This is a genomic window from Microbacterium sp. Bi98 (genome assembly GCF_918698045.1).
Classification (GTDB): domain Bacteria; phylum Actinomycetota; class Actinomycetes; order Actinomycetales; family Microbacteriaceae; genus Microbacterium.
The window spans coordinates 120,052-135,068 of record NZ_CAKKLK010000002.1; the positions used below are offsets into that span (position 1 = coordinate 120,052).

General features: G+C 66.7%; 18 protein-coding genes. 4 read left to right on the forward strand and 14 right to left on the reverse strand.

The window, feature by feature from the left end:
• Nucleotides 1–18 precede the first annotated feature (18 nt).
• The 7 genes from LQZ85_RS04355 to dapA form a co-directional block, all read right to left on the reverse strand.
• Complete coding sequence (locus tag LQZ85_RS04355) at nt 19–327, reverse strand: helix-turn-helix transcriptional regulator (protein WP_042541772.1); 309 nt, start codon at nt 325–327, stop codon at nt 19–21.
• A gap of 141 nt (nt 328–468) precedes the next feature.
• The gene (locus LQZ85_RS04360) at nt 469–951 is read right to left on the reverse strand and encodes a CinA family protein (RefSeq protein ID WP_056278512.1); all 483 of its coding nucleotides are present in this window, start codon (nt 949–951) and stop codon (nt 469–471) included.
• Complete coding sequence (pgsA, locus tag LQZ85_RS04365; protein WP_053095833.1) at nt 948–1,523, reverse strand: CDP-diacylglycerol--glycerol-3-phosphate 3-phosphatidyltransferase; 576 nt, start codon at nt 1,521–1,523, stop codon at nt 948–950. The genes LQZ85_RS04360 and pgsA overlap by 4 nt, the downstream gene beginning before the upstream one ends.
• Nucleotides 1,523–4,261 (reverse strand): DNA translocase FtsK, encoded by a 2,739-nt coding sequence (locus tag LQZ85_RS04370; RefSeq protein WP_056278509.1) that lies wholly within the window; start codon nt 4,259–4,261, stop codon nt 1,523–1,525. Before LQZ85_RS04370 ends, pgsA begins: the two co-directional genes overlap by 1 nt.
• An 81-nt stretch (nt 4,262–4,342) precedes the next feature.
• Nucleotides 4,343–4,837, reverse strand: a complete 495-nt coding sequence (locus LQZ85_RS04375) for a GNAT family N-acetyltransferase (RefSeq protein ID WP_056278507.1) — start codon at nt 4,835–4,837, stop codon at nt 4,343–4,345.
• Nucleotides 4,838–4,910: 73 nt separating this feature from the next.
• Nucleotides 4,911–6,587, reverse strand: a complete 1,677-nt coding sequence (locus LQZ85_RS04380; protein WP_230100568.1) for a ribonuclease J — start codon at nt 6,585–6,587, stop codon at nt 4,911–4,913.
• Nucleotides 6,588–6,655: 68 nt separating this feature from the next.
• Nucleotides 6,656–7,633: a 4-hydroxy-tetrahydrodipicolinate synthase gene (gene dapA, locus LQZ85_RS04385; protein ID WP_053095829.1), complete on the reverse strand. Its 978-nt coding sequence runs from the start codon at nt 7,631–7,633 to the stop codon at nt 6,656–6,658.
• A gap of 112 nt (nt 7,634–7,745) precedes the next feature.
• On the opposite strand from dapA, the gene LQZ85_RS04390 reads away from it, so the two are divergent.
• Nucleotides 7,746–8,285, forward strand: coding sequence for an NUDIX hydrolase (locus LQZ85_RS04390; RefSeq protein WP_056278504.1), 540 nt, complete (start codon nt 7,746–7,748; stop codon nt 8,283–8,285).
• Between the two features lie 60 nt (nt 8,286–8,345).
• On the opposite strand, the gene LQZ85_RS04395 is transcribed toward LQZ85_RS04390, so the two are convergent.
• From LQZ85_RS04395 to LQZ85_RS04405, 3 genes are read right to left on the reverse strand one after another with little or no spacing between them, the layout of a single operon-like run.
• Nucleotides 8,346–9,107: an SDR family oxidoreductase gene (locus tag LQZ85_RS04395; protein WP_056278502.1), complete on the reverse strand. Its 762-nt coding sequence runs from the start codon at nt 9,105–9,107 to the stop codon at nt 8,346–8,348.
• Nucleotides 9,107–9,583: a dihydrofolate reductase gene (locus LQZ85_RS04400; protein WP_053095826.1), complete on the reverse strand. Its 477-nt coding sequence runs from the start codon at nt 9,581–9,583 to the stop codon at nt 9,107–9,109. The genes LQZ85_RS04395 and LQZ85_RS04400 overlap by 1 nt, the downstream gene beginning before the upstream one ends.
• On the reverse strand, nt 9,580–10,389 hold the full coding sequence (locus LQZ85_RS04405) for a thymidylate synthase (protein WP_056278499.1): 810 nt from the start codon (nt 10,387–10,389) through the stop codon (nt 9,580–9,582). The genes LQZ85_RS04400 and LQZ85_RS04405 overlap by 4 nt, the downstream gene beginning before the upstream one ends.
• Nucleotides 10,390–10,485: 96 nt before the next feature.
• On the opposite strand from LQZ85_RS04405, the gene LQZ85_RS04410 reads away from it, so the two are divergent.
• The 3 genes from LQZ85_RS04410 (at nt 10,486) to LQZ85_RS04420 (ending at nt 11,993) form a co-directional block, all read left to right on the forward strand.
• Complete coding sequence (locus LQZ85_RS04410; RefSeq protein WP_053095824.1) at nt 10,486–10,899, forward strand: thioredoxin family protein; 414 nt, start codon at nt 10,486–10,488, stop codon at nt 10,897–10,899.
• Between the two features lie 16 nt (nt 10,900–10,915).
• On the forward strand, nt 10,916–11,482 hold the full coding sequence (locus tag LQZ85_RS04415; RefSeq protein WP_053095823.1) for a DUF4395 domain-containing protein: 567 nt from the start codon (nt 10,916–10,918) through the stop codon (nt 11,480–11,482).
• Between the two features lie 85 nt (nt 11,483–11,567).
• Nucleotides 11,568–11,993, forward strand: a complete 426-nt coding sequence (locus LQZ85_RS04420; protein WP_230100569.1) for an OsmC family peroxiredoxin — start codon at nt 11,568–11,570, stop codon at nt 11,991–11,993.
• Nucleotides 11,994–11,999: 6 nt separating this feature from the next.
• Here the strand turns inward: LQZ85_RS04420 and LQZ85_RS04425 are convergent, their stop codons facing one another.
• From LQZ85_RS04425 to LQZ85_RS04440, 4 genes are all read right to left on the reverse strand, one after another.
• A complete protein-coding gene (locus LQZ85_RS04425) occupies nt 12,000–12,434 on the reverse strand; it encodes a hypothetical protein (RefSeq protein ID WP_056278494.1) in 435 nt (144 codons plus the stop codon).
• Nucleotides 12,434–13,174, reverse strand: coding sequence for a 4-hydroxy-tetrahydrodipicolinate reductase (gene dapB, locus LQZ85_RS04430; protein ID WP_053095820.1), 741 nt, complete (start codon nt 13,172–13,174; stop codon nt 12,434–12,436). The genes LQZ85_RS04425 and dapB overlap by 1 nt, the downstream gene beginning before the upstream one ends.
• Before the next feature lie 70 nt (nt 13,175–13,244).
• Nucleotides 13,245–13,847, reverse strand: coding sequence for a histidine phosphatase family protein (locus tag LQZ85_RS04435; RefSeq protein ID WP_053095819.1), 603 nt, complete (start codon nt 13,845–13,847; stop codon nt 13,245–13,247).
• 80 nt (nt 13,848–13,927) lie between these two features.
• Nucleotides 13,928–14,956 carry an aldo/keto reductase gene (locus LQZ85_RS04440; protein WP_056278491.1) on the reverse strand — a complete coding sequence of 343 codons (1,029 nt, stop codon included), beginning with the start codon at nt 14,954–14,956 and terminating at the stop codon, nt 13,928–13,930.
• Nucleotides 14,957–15,017 lie beyond the last annotated feature (61 nt).

Here is a 15,017-nt window from a genome sequence, read left to right on the forward strand (position 1 = left end):
GCTATGAGAGTCCGACGTTCAGTGGAGCGACAGCTCGGGCTCGACAGAAGCCACGAGGTCGTCCGGAACGACATCAGGGAAGACCTGAATGCCTTCGAGGACCGAGATCCGGTCGCCGACCTCTCGCATGATGATCGAGATGGGAACATCCAGAGCGTCAGCCACCGAGGCGAGAATCTCACTCGATGCTTCCTTCTGGCCCCGCTCGACCTCGCTGAGATAGCCCAGCGCCACAGAAGCCTTGCTTGCAACCTGCCGGAGCGTCCGCCCCTTCTGCAGGCGGAAGTCCCTCAGCACATCGCCGATTTCCTGTCGTACAAGAATCATCGGAACCTCCTCCCAGATCGCCTTCTCGAGGTCTCCCTCGAAGAGACCGCCAGTCTAGTCCTACCGACCTTCACAAAATCTACCTTCGCACGCTGTGCTTTCGGTGTGAGCACATAGGACATAACGGAGCGCACCCATCCCCTATTCCCGCAGAACCCGAGCGAGCATATCGATCGCCGCGTCGACCGCCTGCGCCCGCACCTCGGCACGATCACCGGCGAATCGAAACAACTCGGTCACCGAGGAATCCGGCGTCACCACGGCCACATGCACCGTGCCGACCGGCTGACCGTCAGGTGAGTCCGGCCCCGCGATACCCGTGGTCGAGACGCCGACGTCGGCAGGGGCCCCGTCGACGTTCAACGCACCGCGCACCCCCGCCGCCATCTGAAGAGCGACGTCGGGGTGGACAGGACCGTGCGCGTCGAGCAGCGCGTCGTCGACGCCCAGCAGCGTGTGCTTCACCGGAGTGGCGTACGCGACGATCGCTCCACGGAGCGAGGCAGACGCCCCCGGCACGGAGACGAACTCGGCCGCGAGAGCACCGCCCGTCAACGACTCCGCGACACCGAGCGTCCAGCCACGCTCGACCAGCGCGGCGAGCACGGCCGACGCAGATGTCACGAGGGCTGCCGCGCGCCTCGTACCTGCGCGACGATGTAGTCGATTCCGCTCGCCACGGTGAGGATCAGCACGAGCACCATCAGGATGGCGGTCACGAGCAGCCACGGCTCCAGCCCGATCACGACGTGCAACGGAAGCAGCGCCCAGGACAGGGCCACCGCCTGCACTGCCGTCTTGATCTTGCCCATCCAGGCCGCAGCCACGACGTGCTCCTTCGCCACCATGAGACGGTGGATCGTGATGCCCCACTCCCGAATGAGGATGATGATCACCAGCCACCAGTTCAGCTCGCCCAGTATCGCGAGACCGATGAAACCCGCGCCGGTGAGCAGCTTGTCGGCGATCGGGTCCCAGAGCTTTCCGAAGTCGCTGACGATCTCGTAGCGGCGGGCCAGGTAGCCATCGACCCAATCGGTCGAGATCGCGACGATGAAGAGAACAGCGGCGATCCAGCGGACAGCGATGTCGTCGAGTCCGAACGTGCCACCGATCAGCAGGAGGACGAAGAAGATCACCGCGAGCGGTATGCGCGCGACCGTGATCGCGTTGGGAAGCTGCCGTGGAATGGCCATCAGTCGCGTCCCGTCAGTCCCCAGGCGTCTTCGTCGCCATCGTCTTCAGCCTCGACCACAGGGAGTCCCTGGAACTGCGCCTCGACCGGGTCGTGCGGCGTCCCGGCAGCAGTCGCGGCCGAGGAGGGGGCAGGCGGCTTCGGCGGAGTGTCGTCGCCTCGCAGCTTCGCCATGACCTGGGGCAGCTGTTCGGCCGTCGCCAGCACATCGCGCGCCTTCGATCCTTCTGACGGGCCGACGATCTCTCGCGACTCGAGGAGGTCCATCAGGCGACCGGCCTTCGCGAACCCGACGCGGAGCTTGCGCTGCAGCATCGACGTCGACCCGAACTGCGACGACACGATGAGTTCGGCCGCGGCGAGAAGAAGCTCGAGATCGTCGCCGATGTCCTCGTCGACCTCCTTCTTCTTCGTGGGCTCCAGCGCTTCCTGGACGTCGGCGCGGTAGTCCGGACGGGCCTGACGCGTCACGTGCTTGACGACCGCGTCGATCTCCTTCTCATCGACCCACGCACCCTGCAGTCGGAACGGCTTGGACGACCCCATGGGCGAGAACAGCGCATCGCCCTGTCCGATCAGCTTGTCGGCGCCGGGGCTGTCGAGGATCACGCGACTGTCTGTGACGCTCGTGACGGCGAACGCGAGGCGCGAGGGGACATTCGCCTTGATCAGACCGGTCACGACATCGACGCTGGGTCGCTGCGTCGCTAGCACGAGGTGGATACCGGACGCGCGTGCGAGCTGGGTGATGCGGACGATCGAGTCCTCGACGTCGCGCGGGGCGACCATCATCAGGTCCGCCAATTCGTCGACGACGACGAGGAGGTACGGGTAGGGCTTGAGCACGCGTTCGCTTCCCACGGGAAGCTCCACCTCGCCGGCGCGGACGGCACGGTTGAAGTCGTCGATGTGACGGAACCCGAACGACGCGAGGTCGTCGTACCGCATGTCCATCTCCTTCACGACCCACTGCAGCGCTTCCGCCGCCTTCTTGGGGTTCGTGATGATGGGTGTGATCAGGTGCGGCACCCCGGCGTAGCTCGTCAGCTCCACGCGCTTGGGGTCGATCAGGACCATCCGCACATCCGTGGGTCGGGCGCGCATGAGCAGACTCGTGATCATCGAGTTGACGAAGCTCGACTTTCCGGAGCCGGTGGAACCGGCGACAAGCAGGTGAGGCATCTTCGCGAGGTTGGCGATGACGATGTTCCCACCGACGTCCTTTCCGACGCCGATCGTCATCGGGTGGGTGCTCTTGTGCGCTGCCGGAGACCTGAGCACATCGCCGAGCGCGACCATCTCCTTGTCGGCGTTCGGAATCTCGATTCCGATCGCGCTCTTTCCGGGTATCGGCGAGAGGATCCGCACATCGTTCGATGCGACCGCATACGCGAAGTTGTTGCTCAGCTGGAGGATCTTCTCGACCTTGACGCCGTGCCCCACCTCGACCTCGTACTGGGTGACCGTGGGGCCACGCGAGAAACCAGTGACCTTCGCGTCGACCTTGAACTGTGTCAGCACGCTCGTGATCTGCTCGATCACCTTGTCGGTCGCCTCGGAGCGCGCGACCGGTGGAGGCCCTTCGACCAGAAGACCTGGCGACGGCAGCACGTACGGGGCGACGGGGGCCTGGGGGCCTCGCTCCCCCGGCCCGGCCGTGCCGAAGCCGTCGAGACCCGGAAGCTCCGGCATCTCTCCGGTGTCGGACTCGTCGTCTAGCAGTGCGGTGGTCTGCTGCCCTGCCAGGGATTCCGTCACGGACCGCACGTCCGTCAGCACCTCGGTCGCCGCGTCATACGGATCTTCCACGACGACGGCCTGATCGTAAGCCGGAGTCGGCTCGGAGGTCGTCAGCAGCGCGGTGATGTCGTCGGAGCCCAGCGTCCCCTCGTCGGGGTCTTCCTCACGGCCGGTCTTGTTCCGCCGCCACCAGGGAAGGACGTCGGGGTCGTCGACCTTGTCGGACTCGTCGATCGCCGCGGCTTCCTTCGCAGGCTTCTCGGTGCGCTCAGCGTCGAACATCCACGCGTAGAGGTCGCCCAGGCGCTGCCCGATACGGTTCGGCGGAGTCTTGGTCAGGATCAGGATGCTGAGTCCCGCCAGCAGGGCCAGGACGATATAGGCACCCACCGGAGTGAGATACGAGAGCGGCTCACCGATCATCCAGCCGAAGAGACCGCCCGCTTCGCTGAGCGCAGGCATGCCGTCCCGGGGCTGCGCACGAACGAGCAGTCCGGCGGAGTCGACTCGACCCGCTGCGATGTGGCAGAAGCCTGCCAGGGTGAGCACGAAGAGTCCGAAGCCGATGCCGATGCGCCCGTTGTCGTGGACGGACGAGGGATGGCGGAACAGCCACCCTGCCAGCAGCAGCAGCAGCACGGGCATGACGAAAGCCACGCGCCCGACCAGAAGCCCCACCGAGTAGGCGCTGATGTTCGACGCGACCTCGTTGCCGATGAAGAACCATTCGTTGACCGCTCCGGCGATCGCCAGAAGCACCAGCAGGAAGGGGAATCCGTCGCGCCGGTCATCCTTTTCGAGCGTCTCCGGGCCGAATGCCCGGAACAGGCCACCGACGCCGTGGGCGAGCCCGTTCCACGCTCGTACCGCCACCGGAGGCTTGTCGATCTCGTCGATGTACTTCTTCGGCGCAGCCTGGGCCTTCGGCGCAGCCTGCCGCTTCGGGCGAGGCGTGGCGCTCTCGGACGCGCGCGCGGACTTCGTGGTACTCCTGGCCATGCTCTCACGTTACGGCCAGAGGCCGACATTCACCCGTAATGACGCGGCATTCCGGCCGGTTCCCGGGCCCGCGAAGGGAGATCAGGACGTGCGATGCACCATCGTGTCACGGAGATCCCCCGCGTCGGTGACCACGAAACCCTCCGACCGATACAGGGCGTGCGCAAAGTTGTCCCGTTCGACGCTGAGGCTGATCCGAGGGTGCCCCTGCTCGCGCGCGTGGGTGACGAGGCGTCGAAGCAGGGTCCGTCCGACTCCGTGCGCCCGCCAGATCGGCTGCACTCCGATGATGAGCTCGGGCACCGCGGTTCCGACGAAACCGAAGCCTGCGTCGTCCGGTGCGAGCATCCGATACCACGCCGCACCGATGGGTCGCAGATCGGAGTCGAGCGCGATGAAACCGGCATCCGCCGGCCGCATCCACCCCGCGATGTAGCGCCGGTGCTCGACGGCGCTGAGAATCTCATGCCGAGCGCGTGCCCCGCCCGAGCGCCAGTTCGCCGCCTCGACGACCATGTCGCCGAGGAAGCTCCCGTCCGCCTGGTCGGCGGGTCGAATCGAGAAGACGTCCGGCATGGGGTGAGCCTAGGCCGTTCGCGTTACAGCCGAGTGTCGGTCGACTGGGAACCCGCGAACCACCGGGCTCCGATCACGCTTCGATGACCAGCGGGACGATCATCGGACGACGACGGAGCTTCTGGTTGACCCAGCGCCCGATGGTCCGACGGATGACCTGCGAGAGCGCATGCGTGTCGCGCACGCCGTTGCCGGAGGCCTCCTTGAGGGCGGCGATGATCTTCGGGGTGACGTCATCGAAGACGGAATCGTCTTCGGCGATGCCGCGCGCGTGGATTTCCGGACCGGAGATGATGCGACCGGTGGCGGCATCGACCACGACGATCACGGAGACGAAGCCCTCTTCAGCCAGGATCCGACGATCCTTGAGGTCTGCGTCCGTGATCGCGCCGACGGTCGAGCCGTCGACGTACACGAAACCGAGATCGAGCTGGCCGACCACTCGGGCGTCGCCGCCCTTCAGGTCGATGACCGTGCCGTTCGAGGCGATGATCGTGCGCTCGGCCTCGATGCCCGTGTCCTGCGCCAGCTTGGCGTTGGCGATCAGATGGCGGTACTCGCCGTGCACCGGCAGCACGTTCTTGGGTCGCAGGATGTTGTAGCAGTAGATGAGCTCACCCGCTGCGGCATGGCCCGAGACGTGCACCTTGGCGTTCGCCTTGTGCACCACCTTCGCGCCGAGCTTGGTCAGACCGTCGATCACGCGGTACACGGCATTCTCGTTGCCGGGGATGAGGCTCGAGGCCAGGATGACGGTGTCACCCGGTCCGGGCTCGATCGCATGGTCGAGGTTGGCCATGCGACTCAGAACGGCCATGGGCTCGCCCTGCGAGCCGGTGGACATGTAGACGATCTTGTCGTCCGGAAGGTCGCGGGCCTTCTTGTAGTCGATGAGAAGACCGCTCGGCACCTTCAGGTATCCGAGGTCCTCGGCGATCGTCATGTTGCGCAGCATGCTGCGTCCGAGCAGCGCGACCCGTCGGCCGTGCGCATGCGCGGCGTCGAGAACCTGCTGCACGCGGTGCACGTGACTCGAGAAGCTCGCGACGATGACCCGGCGAGGCGCCTTGCCGATGACCTGATCGAGCACGGGGCCGATCGAGCGCTCCGTGGGAGTGAACCCGGGCACGTCGGCGTTCGTCGAGTCGACGAGGAACAGGTCGACCCCTTCCTCGCCGAGGCGGGCGAACGCGCGGAGGTCGGTGATGCGTCCGTCGAGCGGAAGCTGGTCCATCTTGAAGTCGCCGGTCGCCAGCACGAGGCCCGCGGGAGTGCGGATCGCCACGGCGAGTGCGTCCGGGATCGAGTGGTTGACCGCGACGAACTCGAGGTCGAACGGTCCGACCTGCTCCCGCTGGCCCTCCTTCACCGTGAGGGTGTAGGCCTTGATGCGGTGCTCCTTGAGCTTCGCCTCGACCAGCGCGAGCGTGAGGCCCGATCCGATCACGGGGATGTCGCTCTTCAGGCGCAGCAGGTAGGGAACGGCACCGATGTGGTCCTCGTGCCCGTGGGTGAGGACGACTCCGACGATGTCGTCGAGGCGGCTCTTGATCGGCTCGAAGTCCGGCAGGATCAGGTCGACTCCGGGCTGGTGCTCCTCCGGGAAGAGCACTCCGCAGTCGACGATCAGGATCTTGCCGTCGAACTCGAAGATGGTCATGTTGCGACCGATCTCACCGAGTCCGCCGAGCGGAGTGACCCGCAGCGTCCCCTCGTCGAGAGCTGCGGGTTCTGCGAGCGGGATGGACATGCTGTCTCCTCAGTCGGACACTCCACGCGTCCGTTCGTTCATGGTGACGCGCCTCGGCGCGTGCGTTCTCAGCGGGTCGTGCCGTGCACCTTCGGCAGGGCGCCGCCCGCGGCCGCGTTGCGGTCGGGGCGGAAGTTGGAGAAGTCTGCTCCCGGAACGTCCCTCACGAGATCGAGCTCGTCCTCGATGAGCGCGGCCTCCCACTCTTCGGGACCCACCAGGGGCAGACGCACGCGGGGGCTGGAGATCCGGCCCAGGCCGTGCAGGATGTACTTCGCGGCGACGGTTCCCGGGACATGCGTCATGACCGCGCGCACGAGCGGCTCGAGCCTCTTGTGCTCTGCCGTGGCCGTCGTCAGATCGCCTCGGTTGACGGCGTCGATGATGGTGCGGTACGGAGCCGCCGCGACGTTGGCGGTCACGCCGATCAGGCCGGTCGCGCCGATGGCGAGATGCGGCAGAACATTCGCGTCGTCTCCCGAGAAGTACATGAGGTCGGTCTGGTTAAGGACGCGGCTCACCTCGGAGAAGTCGCCCTTGGCGTCCTTCACGGCGAGGATGTTCGGGTGCTTGGCGAGGCGCAGGATGGTCTCGTACTTGATCGGCACGCCGGTGCGACCGGGGATGTCGTAGAGGATCACCGGCAGGTCGGTGGCGTCGGCCACCAGGCGGAAATGCGTGAGGATCCCGGCCTGGGTCGGCTTGTTGTAGTACGGCGTGACGATCATGATGGCGTCTGCGCCGGCCTTCTCGCTCGCCTTGTAGAGCTCGATCGCGTGCGCGGTCTCGTTGGATCCACCGCCGGTGATGATCTTGGCGCGTCCGGCCGAGACCGACTTTCCGACCTCGACGAGCTTGAGCTTCTCAGGGTCCGTCAGGGTCGAGGTCTCGCCGGTCGTTCCCGTCACGACGATTCCGTCAGCACCGGCGGTGATGACGTCATCGATGTGCTTCTCGACGGCGGGCCAATCGACTTCGCCGTCGGCCGTCATCGGAGTGACGAGCGCGACGAGAACCTGTCCGAAGGGGTTGCCCGAGTGCGTCATGCCCCCAGCGTATCGGTTCGAATGCCGCTCACCCAGACGAGGGACGGCGGATGACATCTCCCCGGACGATCGCGACCATCATCTTGATTGGGATCCACATAGGCTCGACTCCATGGCATGGGTTACACGCGAATCGTCGACGGTGTACGAGAACCGGTGGATCGAGGTTCGGGAGGACCAGGTCACGGGGCCCGGGGGCGATGGCATCTACGGCGTGGTGACCATGCGGCATCCGGCGGTCTTCGTCGTCGCACTCGATGACGAGGACCGCGTCTGCCTCATCACTCTCGAGCGCTACACGACCGGAGTGTCGATAGAGATTCCTGCCGGAGGAAGCGACGGCGAAGAACCGCTCGCTGCAGCGCAGCGCGAGCTGCTCGAGGAGACGGGCTTCGTCGCCGAGGACTGGACGGAACTCGGAACGATGAACGCCCTGAACGGGATCGCCCACGCCCCCGAGCACGTGTTCCTCGCTCGGGGTCTGACTCCGTCCGACGACTCCACTCACACGCAGGCGGAGGAGGGCATCGACGCCGTCACCTGGGTACCGTTCTCCGACGTCCTCGGCATGATCTCCGATGGCCGCATCACCGATGGAGAGACCGTGGCGGCGATCGGATACGCCGGTATCCGTCTGGGCAGATTCCGCTGATCTCCTAGCGCCCTCATTCGCGCACGGCGCGCCCACAGCGGGACGCGGTCGACGTTCAGATCAGACGCGGCCGCGACGTGCGACGCCGGAGGTCAGCGCGCTCGGAAGCAGGGACGCGACAGCGACGATCGCCTTGTAACGCAGCGACGGGATCGAGACGGCCCTTCCGCGCGCCGCGTCACGGAGCGCCTCGCGGACCACATTCCGCGCGTCGAGCCACATGAAGCCGGGAACGCCCTCGTGCCCCGGTTCGAGTCCCATCCGCTCGTGGAAGGTCGTGTGCGTGAAACCCGGGCAGACGGCGGTGACCGTCACTCCGTCGGGTGCGTACTCGACATTCGCCCAGCGGCTGAATCCGATCAACCAGCTCTTGCACGCGGAATACGTGGAGCGCGAGATGAACCCTGCGACGGACGCGACGTTGATGATCCGGCCCCCACGGCCGCGCATCGTCTGAAGCGCCGCGTGCATGAGCCGCATCGACGCCTCGACGTGAACGCGCAGATGGCGCACCTCGTCGTCGATGTCGTTGTCGGCGAACTGCAGCGGGAGGCCGAAGCCTGCATTGTTGATGAGAAGGTCGACCGGATCGGAGGCATCACGGAGACGGTCGGCCACGCGCTCGACATCCTCGTCGATCGACAGGTCGGCGGGAAGCACCTCGACCGCGACACCGTGCTCGCTGCGCAACTCGGCCGCCACGACCTCGAGATCGCCGGCGGAACGTGCGACGAGGATCAGATCGGCTCGGCGCCGGGCCAACTGGCGCGCGAACTCTGCGCCGAGGCCGGCGCTCGCTCCGGTGATCAGTGCGGTGGGCATCAGCGCTCGTATCCCAGGAAGCGGAACCGGATGCCGGAGCGCGACGTCTGCCACTCCCCCTCGTTCACGAGCCGCCACCCGGCTTTGGACGGCGCATACGCGTCGCCGGAGACCTCGATGTCGAGCTCGGTGACTTCGAGGCGGTCGGCGTCGGCGATCACCAGGCGGAAGATCTCGGCGCCGCCGATGATCCATACCTTCTCGTGGCCGCGCACCGCGTCCGTGACGGTCGCGGCACGACGGGCGCCGTCCGCGGACCAGTCCTGCTGGCGGGTGATGACGATGTTCTCTCGCCCTGGAAGCGGGCGGAAGCGCTCAGGGAGCGAGTCCCACGTCTTGCGACCCATGATCACGGGAGCGCCGAGGGTGACTTCCTTGAAGTGAGCGAGATCCTCGGGGACGTTCCAGGGCATGCCGCCCTCTGCTCCGATGACGCCGCCGTGCGCCTCGGCCCAGATCAGCCCGACCCAGGTCATACCGCGACCGCCGCCCTGATCGGAGCGTGGTGCTGGTAATCCTCGACGACGAAGTCCTCGTAGTCGTAGTCGAGGATCGACTCGGGCTTCCGGGCGAACCTCAGCGTCGGGTATGGATACGGTTCGCGCGTGAGCTGTTCATTCACCTGGTCGAGGTGATTGTCGTAGATGTGGCAGTCACCCCCGGTCCAGACGAAGTCGCCAGGCTCGAGTCCCACCTGCTGGGCGATCATCAGCGTCAGCAGGGCGTAGGACGCGATGTTGAACGGGACGCCGAGGAACAGGTCGGCGCTGCGCTGATAGAGCTGGCAGGAGAGCTTGCCGTCCGCCACGTAGAACTGGAACAGGGCGTGACAAGGAGCAAGCGCCATGTCGGGGATGTCGGCCGGGTTCCAGGCAGACACGATGAGTCGCCGGGAGTCGGGCGTCTGCCGGATCTGCTCGATCACCTGAGCGAGCTGATCGATGCTCTCACCCTCCGGCGTCGGCCAGCTGCGCCACTGCACTCCATAGACAGGACCCAGATCGCCGTCGGCATCGGCCCATTCGTCCCAGATGGTGACGCCATGCTCCTGCAGCCACTTCACATTCGAGTCGCCCCTGAGGAACCAGAGGAGCTCGTAGGCGATCGACTTGAAGTGCACCCGCTTCGTGGTGATGAGCGGGAAGCCCTCGGAGAGATCGAAGCGGATCTGCCGCCCGAAGACGCTGGTGGTGCCGGTTCCTGTTCGATCGGACTTGTGAGTGCCGGACTCCAGCACGTCTCGGAGAAGGTCTTCGTACGGCGTCGGGACGGCTGCGCTCATGTGTGCCAGACTACCCGCCCTGGGGGCTGTCGAGTCGGATCGTCACGATGCGACATATCGGCCCGGGCGGTGCCGGATCACCCGTATTCTCGACGCATGTCACCCGCCGTCGCCCTTCTCCTCGCCGCAGCGCTGCTCGTGCTCGCCGGCACGATCGGTGTCGTGCTGAGACTTCTCGACGGACGGCGTCGCGGAGGCGGCCATCTGCGCTTCGATCCGAACGACGCGGGCGTGTCGCGCCTGGGCGCGAGAGCGACAGTCGTGCAGTTCAGCACCGAGATGTGCACCCGCTGCCCCCAGGTACGACGCATGCTCAGCAGCTACGTCGCAGAATCGGAGGGCCTGGACCACGTGGAGGTCGACCTGACGCATCGACCGGATCTGTCGGCTCGATACAAGGTCATGCAGACACCGACGACCTTCATCGTCGACGGATCAGGAGCCGTCCGCGCACGCTTCCATGGCGTGCCCCATCGACACGCGCTGAACGACGCGCTGGCAACCGTATGACGAGGACGGAAAGCGCATGACGACACCGGCCGGCATCGATCCCCGCGGCCCGCGATTCGCAGCGACGGTCACGACAGTGCTGCTGCTCGTCGCGACATATCTGGCGCTGGTCGGCATCTCGACCGCACGGACCTTCGGCTGGTTCGCCTATCAGCCGCTCGACTCGGCCGACATCGGCTCGGCCACGTGGGCCGTGACGTCGGCGACCCTTGCACAGCGCGCGCTGGACCCGGGGTTCCTCCTCACGATCGTGATCGCCTTGCTGTTCCTGTGGGGCGTCCTGTCACCCGCGACTGCACCATGGGGCGTCGTGTTCCGCAGGGTCATCCGTCCGAGACTGGCCGCTCCGACCGAGCTCGAGGATCCGCGTCCACCGCGGTTCGCCCAGGGTGTCGGTCTCGTCGTCGTCACGATCGGTCTCGTGCTGCACCTCGCCGGGGTCCCGTGGGCGCTGCCCATCGCGACCGCCGCCGCTTTCATCGCCGCCTTCCTCAATGCGGCGTTCTCCTTCTGCCTCGGATGCCAGATCTATCTGCTGCTGCAGCGAGCAGGCATCCTCGGTCGCGCGGCGTCGACCGCCTGAGCGCTGTTCCGCCGCACGCCCACGCTCGATAGGCTGGCCGCACACGCGACCCGCATCGAGCAGCGCGCGATACAACGGAGGAATCATGCCCGTCACCAGCGAAGCCACCACCACCTGGACCGGATCCCTCACCGAGGGCTCGGGCACAGTCGCGTTCTCCTCGTCGAAGCTCGGGACCTTCCCGATCAACTGGAAGGCCCGCAGCGAGGGCAGCGACACCACCACCACGCCTGAAGAGCTGATCGCCGCAGCCCACGCGTCGTGTTTCAGCATGGCGCTGTCTCACGCGCTGTCCGAGAACGGCACTCCGCCGGAGCGCGTCAACACGAGCGCGTCCGTCACCTTCAAGCCCGGTGTCGGAATCAGCGGAAGCCACCTCAACGTGAACGCGGTCGTCCCCGGGCTCAGCCCTGAGGAGTTCCAGTCGATCGCTGCCGAGGCGAAGGTCGGCTGCCCCGTATCGCAGGCGCTCGCCGGCATCGAGATCACGCTCGAGACCACGCTCGCCTGACGTCGGTCATCCGCGAGCGATGCGAATCGCCTCGCGGATGCTGGCGCGAGCGTCCTTGCGGCGGCCAGCGGCATCCTGGACGACGCCGAGTCGGTAGCGCGCGCGCCAGTCCGTCGGCTCCGCATCCGCCTCCCCCGCGTATCTCGCGATGAGCGGGTCGGCGTCGGCACGAGCGATTCGGCCACTCGGCGTCAGCTCGGACTCCGCCGCGGGCATACCGCCCTCGGCATCGAGCTCACGCCCGAGCCGGTCGGCAGCGAACCCGAACTGCATCTCTCGGACGAGCGCCCATGCCCCGATCGGGGCGAGAACGATCAGCGCGACACCCATGCCGATGGACACCGGTGTGCCGACAGCGAAGAACATCACGGCCAACCAGATGGCGACGGCGAGGTAGACCAGCAGTGCGGCGGCCATCAGGCCGACGCCGATCCGCGACATCACGAGCGGATGCCGATGTCGATCATGCTCTCGAGCCCGACGAAGACGCCGATCGCCTGGGCCGCGAACGGCACCGCGAGACGGATGCCCGGGGCGTAGGCGAGTGCGGGGTCGACCGTGTCATGCGTGAACGTGAGGGACTCACCGGGGCCGGACAGGACGACCTCCTGTTTGGCGATGACGCCGGGACGCCGGAGCGAGTGGATCGGCACGCTGCCGACCTGCTGTCCGCGCGCTCGCTGGTCGGCGTGCGGTGCGCTGACGGGACCCTGTTCGGCGCGTGCGGCGGCGATGAGCTCGGCCGTGCGCACCGCAGTGCCGCTCGGCGAATCCACCTTCGCCTCATGGTGTGCCTCGACGATCTCCGCCGATCCGAAGAACGGCGCGGCTGCTGCGGCCAGAGCCGAACCGAGCACCGATCCCAGCGAGAAGTTCGGGATGAAGACAGCCCCGGTTCCGGCGTTCTCCACCAGAGGACGCACGAGTGCGATCCGCTCGGTGGACCATCCCGACGTGGCGACGAGAATGTTGATCTCACGCTCGACCGCAGCGCGCACGACGTCGACACTGACCTGAGGCGTGGTGGCGTCGATCACCAGATCCGCACCGTCGAGTTCGGCGAGGTCGCTACGAGACGTCAGCACGCGCGTCACCTCGAAGCCCTCGAGCTCGTCGATCACCGCACCGATGATCGATCCGAGCTTCCCGGTTCCGCCGACGAGTGCTACCTGGGTGGTCATGCGTTCAGTCTATTTCGCGACGTCGATCCGCCCGGCGCGGCGGGCCGGAACTCAGGGAATCAACGGGGAATCAGACGGGCATCGCATCGGGGATGCCGGTGCGCAGCTCGACCGGGAGGTGCCCGGTGTCGTTGTGAGTGAGGAGCGTCCAGGGCCGGCCCTGTTTCTGGGCGATCACCGTGAGGCCGCAGTGCGCCTGGTTCAAGGTCATCCATCGCCACTCGGGGGCACCGAGGACCTCACGCACGAACCACGAGATCACGAAGTTGTGCGTGATGAGAACCTCGTGCACGTCACCCGGTTTGCGCACCAGGAACTCGTTGACCGCGTCGAACATCTGAGCACGCCCGGCATCGAGCTCCGCCTCGGTCACCGAGCCGAAGAACGGTTCGTAGGCGGCCGGGGTCTCGTCGGTCATCCCCGTGGGCACGCAGTCGAACAGCAGTGCGGTCGGCTCTGGATCGACCGACGGGAGCCGCTCGGCGATCGCACGGGCCGTCTCGTTGGCGCGCAGGAGCGGAGAGTGCCAGACGGCGTCGAGCGGGAGTCCCGAGAGCCGATCTGCGATGAGTTCGGCCTGACGCTGGCCACGCGGCGACAGGGGTCCGTCGGCGAGACCGTGCTCGGCGTCCTGATGTTCACCATGTCTGACCAGATATATGTAATGCGTCACAAACTCGCTCGCTTCATCGACAGCGTCCGCCGGGATTCACTCCACCCTATGCCAGGTCTGTGACAGAGGCGTTACGACGCTCAGTTGCCGGCGCGAGTGAGCTCGGTGACCTGTGCGCGCGACAGCGTGACGCCGGCGCCCTGCATCAGCTCGTCGACGTGCTCGGTCGCGAAGGTGTTGACGATGGGCGCCGCGATGGTCCGCTGCGCGAGCAGCCACGCGATGGACACGGCGGCCACGGGAACCTCGAGTTCGGTCGCGACCTGGTCGAGAGCCCGCAGGATCTTCGTGCCACGCCTGTTGAGATGCCCCCGCAGCTGCTCCCCGCGTACGCCCCGCGAGGTCAGCGCCTTGCTGCGGTGGCGACCGGAGAGGAAACCGTGCTCGAGAGCGTGCGACGGCGTGACCGCGAGGTTCTGCGCACCCGCCACCAGACGCAGGTCCCCTTCGAACGGCTGACGGCGGACGAGGTTGTACGGCGAATCGATGACCTCGATGCGTGGGTACCCGGCCGAGGCGAGGATGCGCGCCTCCACGAGCCGCTCGGGTGCGAAGCCGAATGCGCCGAGTGCGCCGATCTTGCCCGCGTCGACCATCCACTCGACCGTCGCGAGGGTGTCCTCGAGATTCGTCGTGCGGTCGAGCGTCGCGTCGAGGTACAGCACGTCGATGCGCTCGACGCCGAGCCGCGTGAGCGACCCCTCGACAGCGCGGACGAGGTTCACCGAACCGAGACCCGGATTGTCTGCGTGAGCACCGATCCGCACACTCAGCAGGGCGCGGTCGCGTCGCCCTCTGGACTGCAGCCATTGGCCGATGATGTGCTCGCTGCGACCGCCGGAGAATCCGTCGGCGGTGTGGATGGCGTTGCCACCGAATTCCACGTAGCGGTCGAGGATTCCATGGCTCGTCTCGAGGTCGACGTTCCAGCCGAACTCCGCCGCACCGAGCATGAGCGGAAAGGTCTCGAGTCCGGTCTCTCCGAGAGGGACGCGGATGGTCTCCCCTATTCCGGGTCCGACGATCGGGATGGGAGCGGACGGGTGCTCTGCGGCGCCCTGCTGCGCGCGATCGGCCGGCGCTCCTGCGCCTACACTGAACAACCGCATATCCTCACCCCCGCGTCAATCGGTGCGTACCGACCTGCGTCACTGCCTGAAATGCACCCCC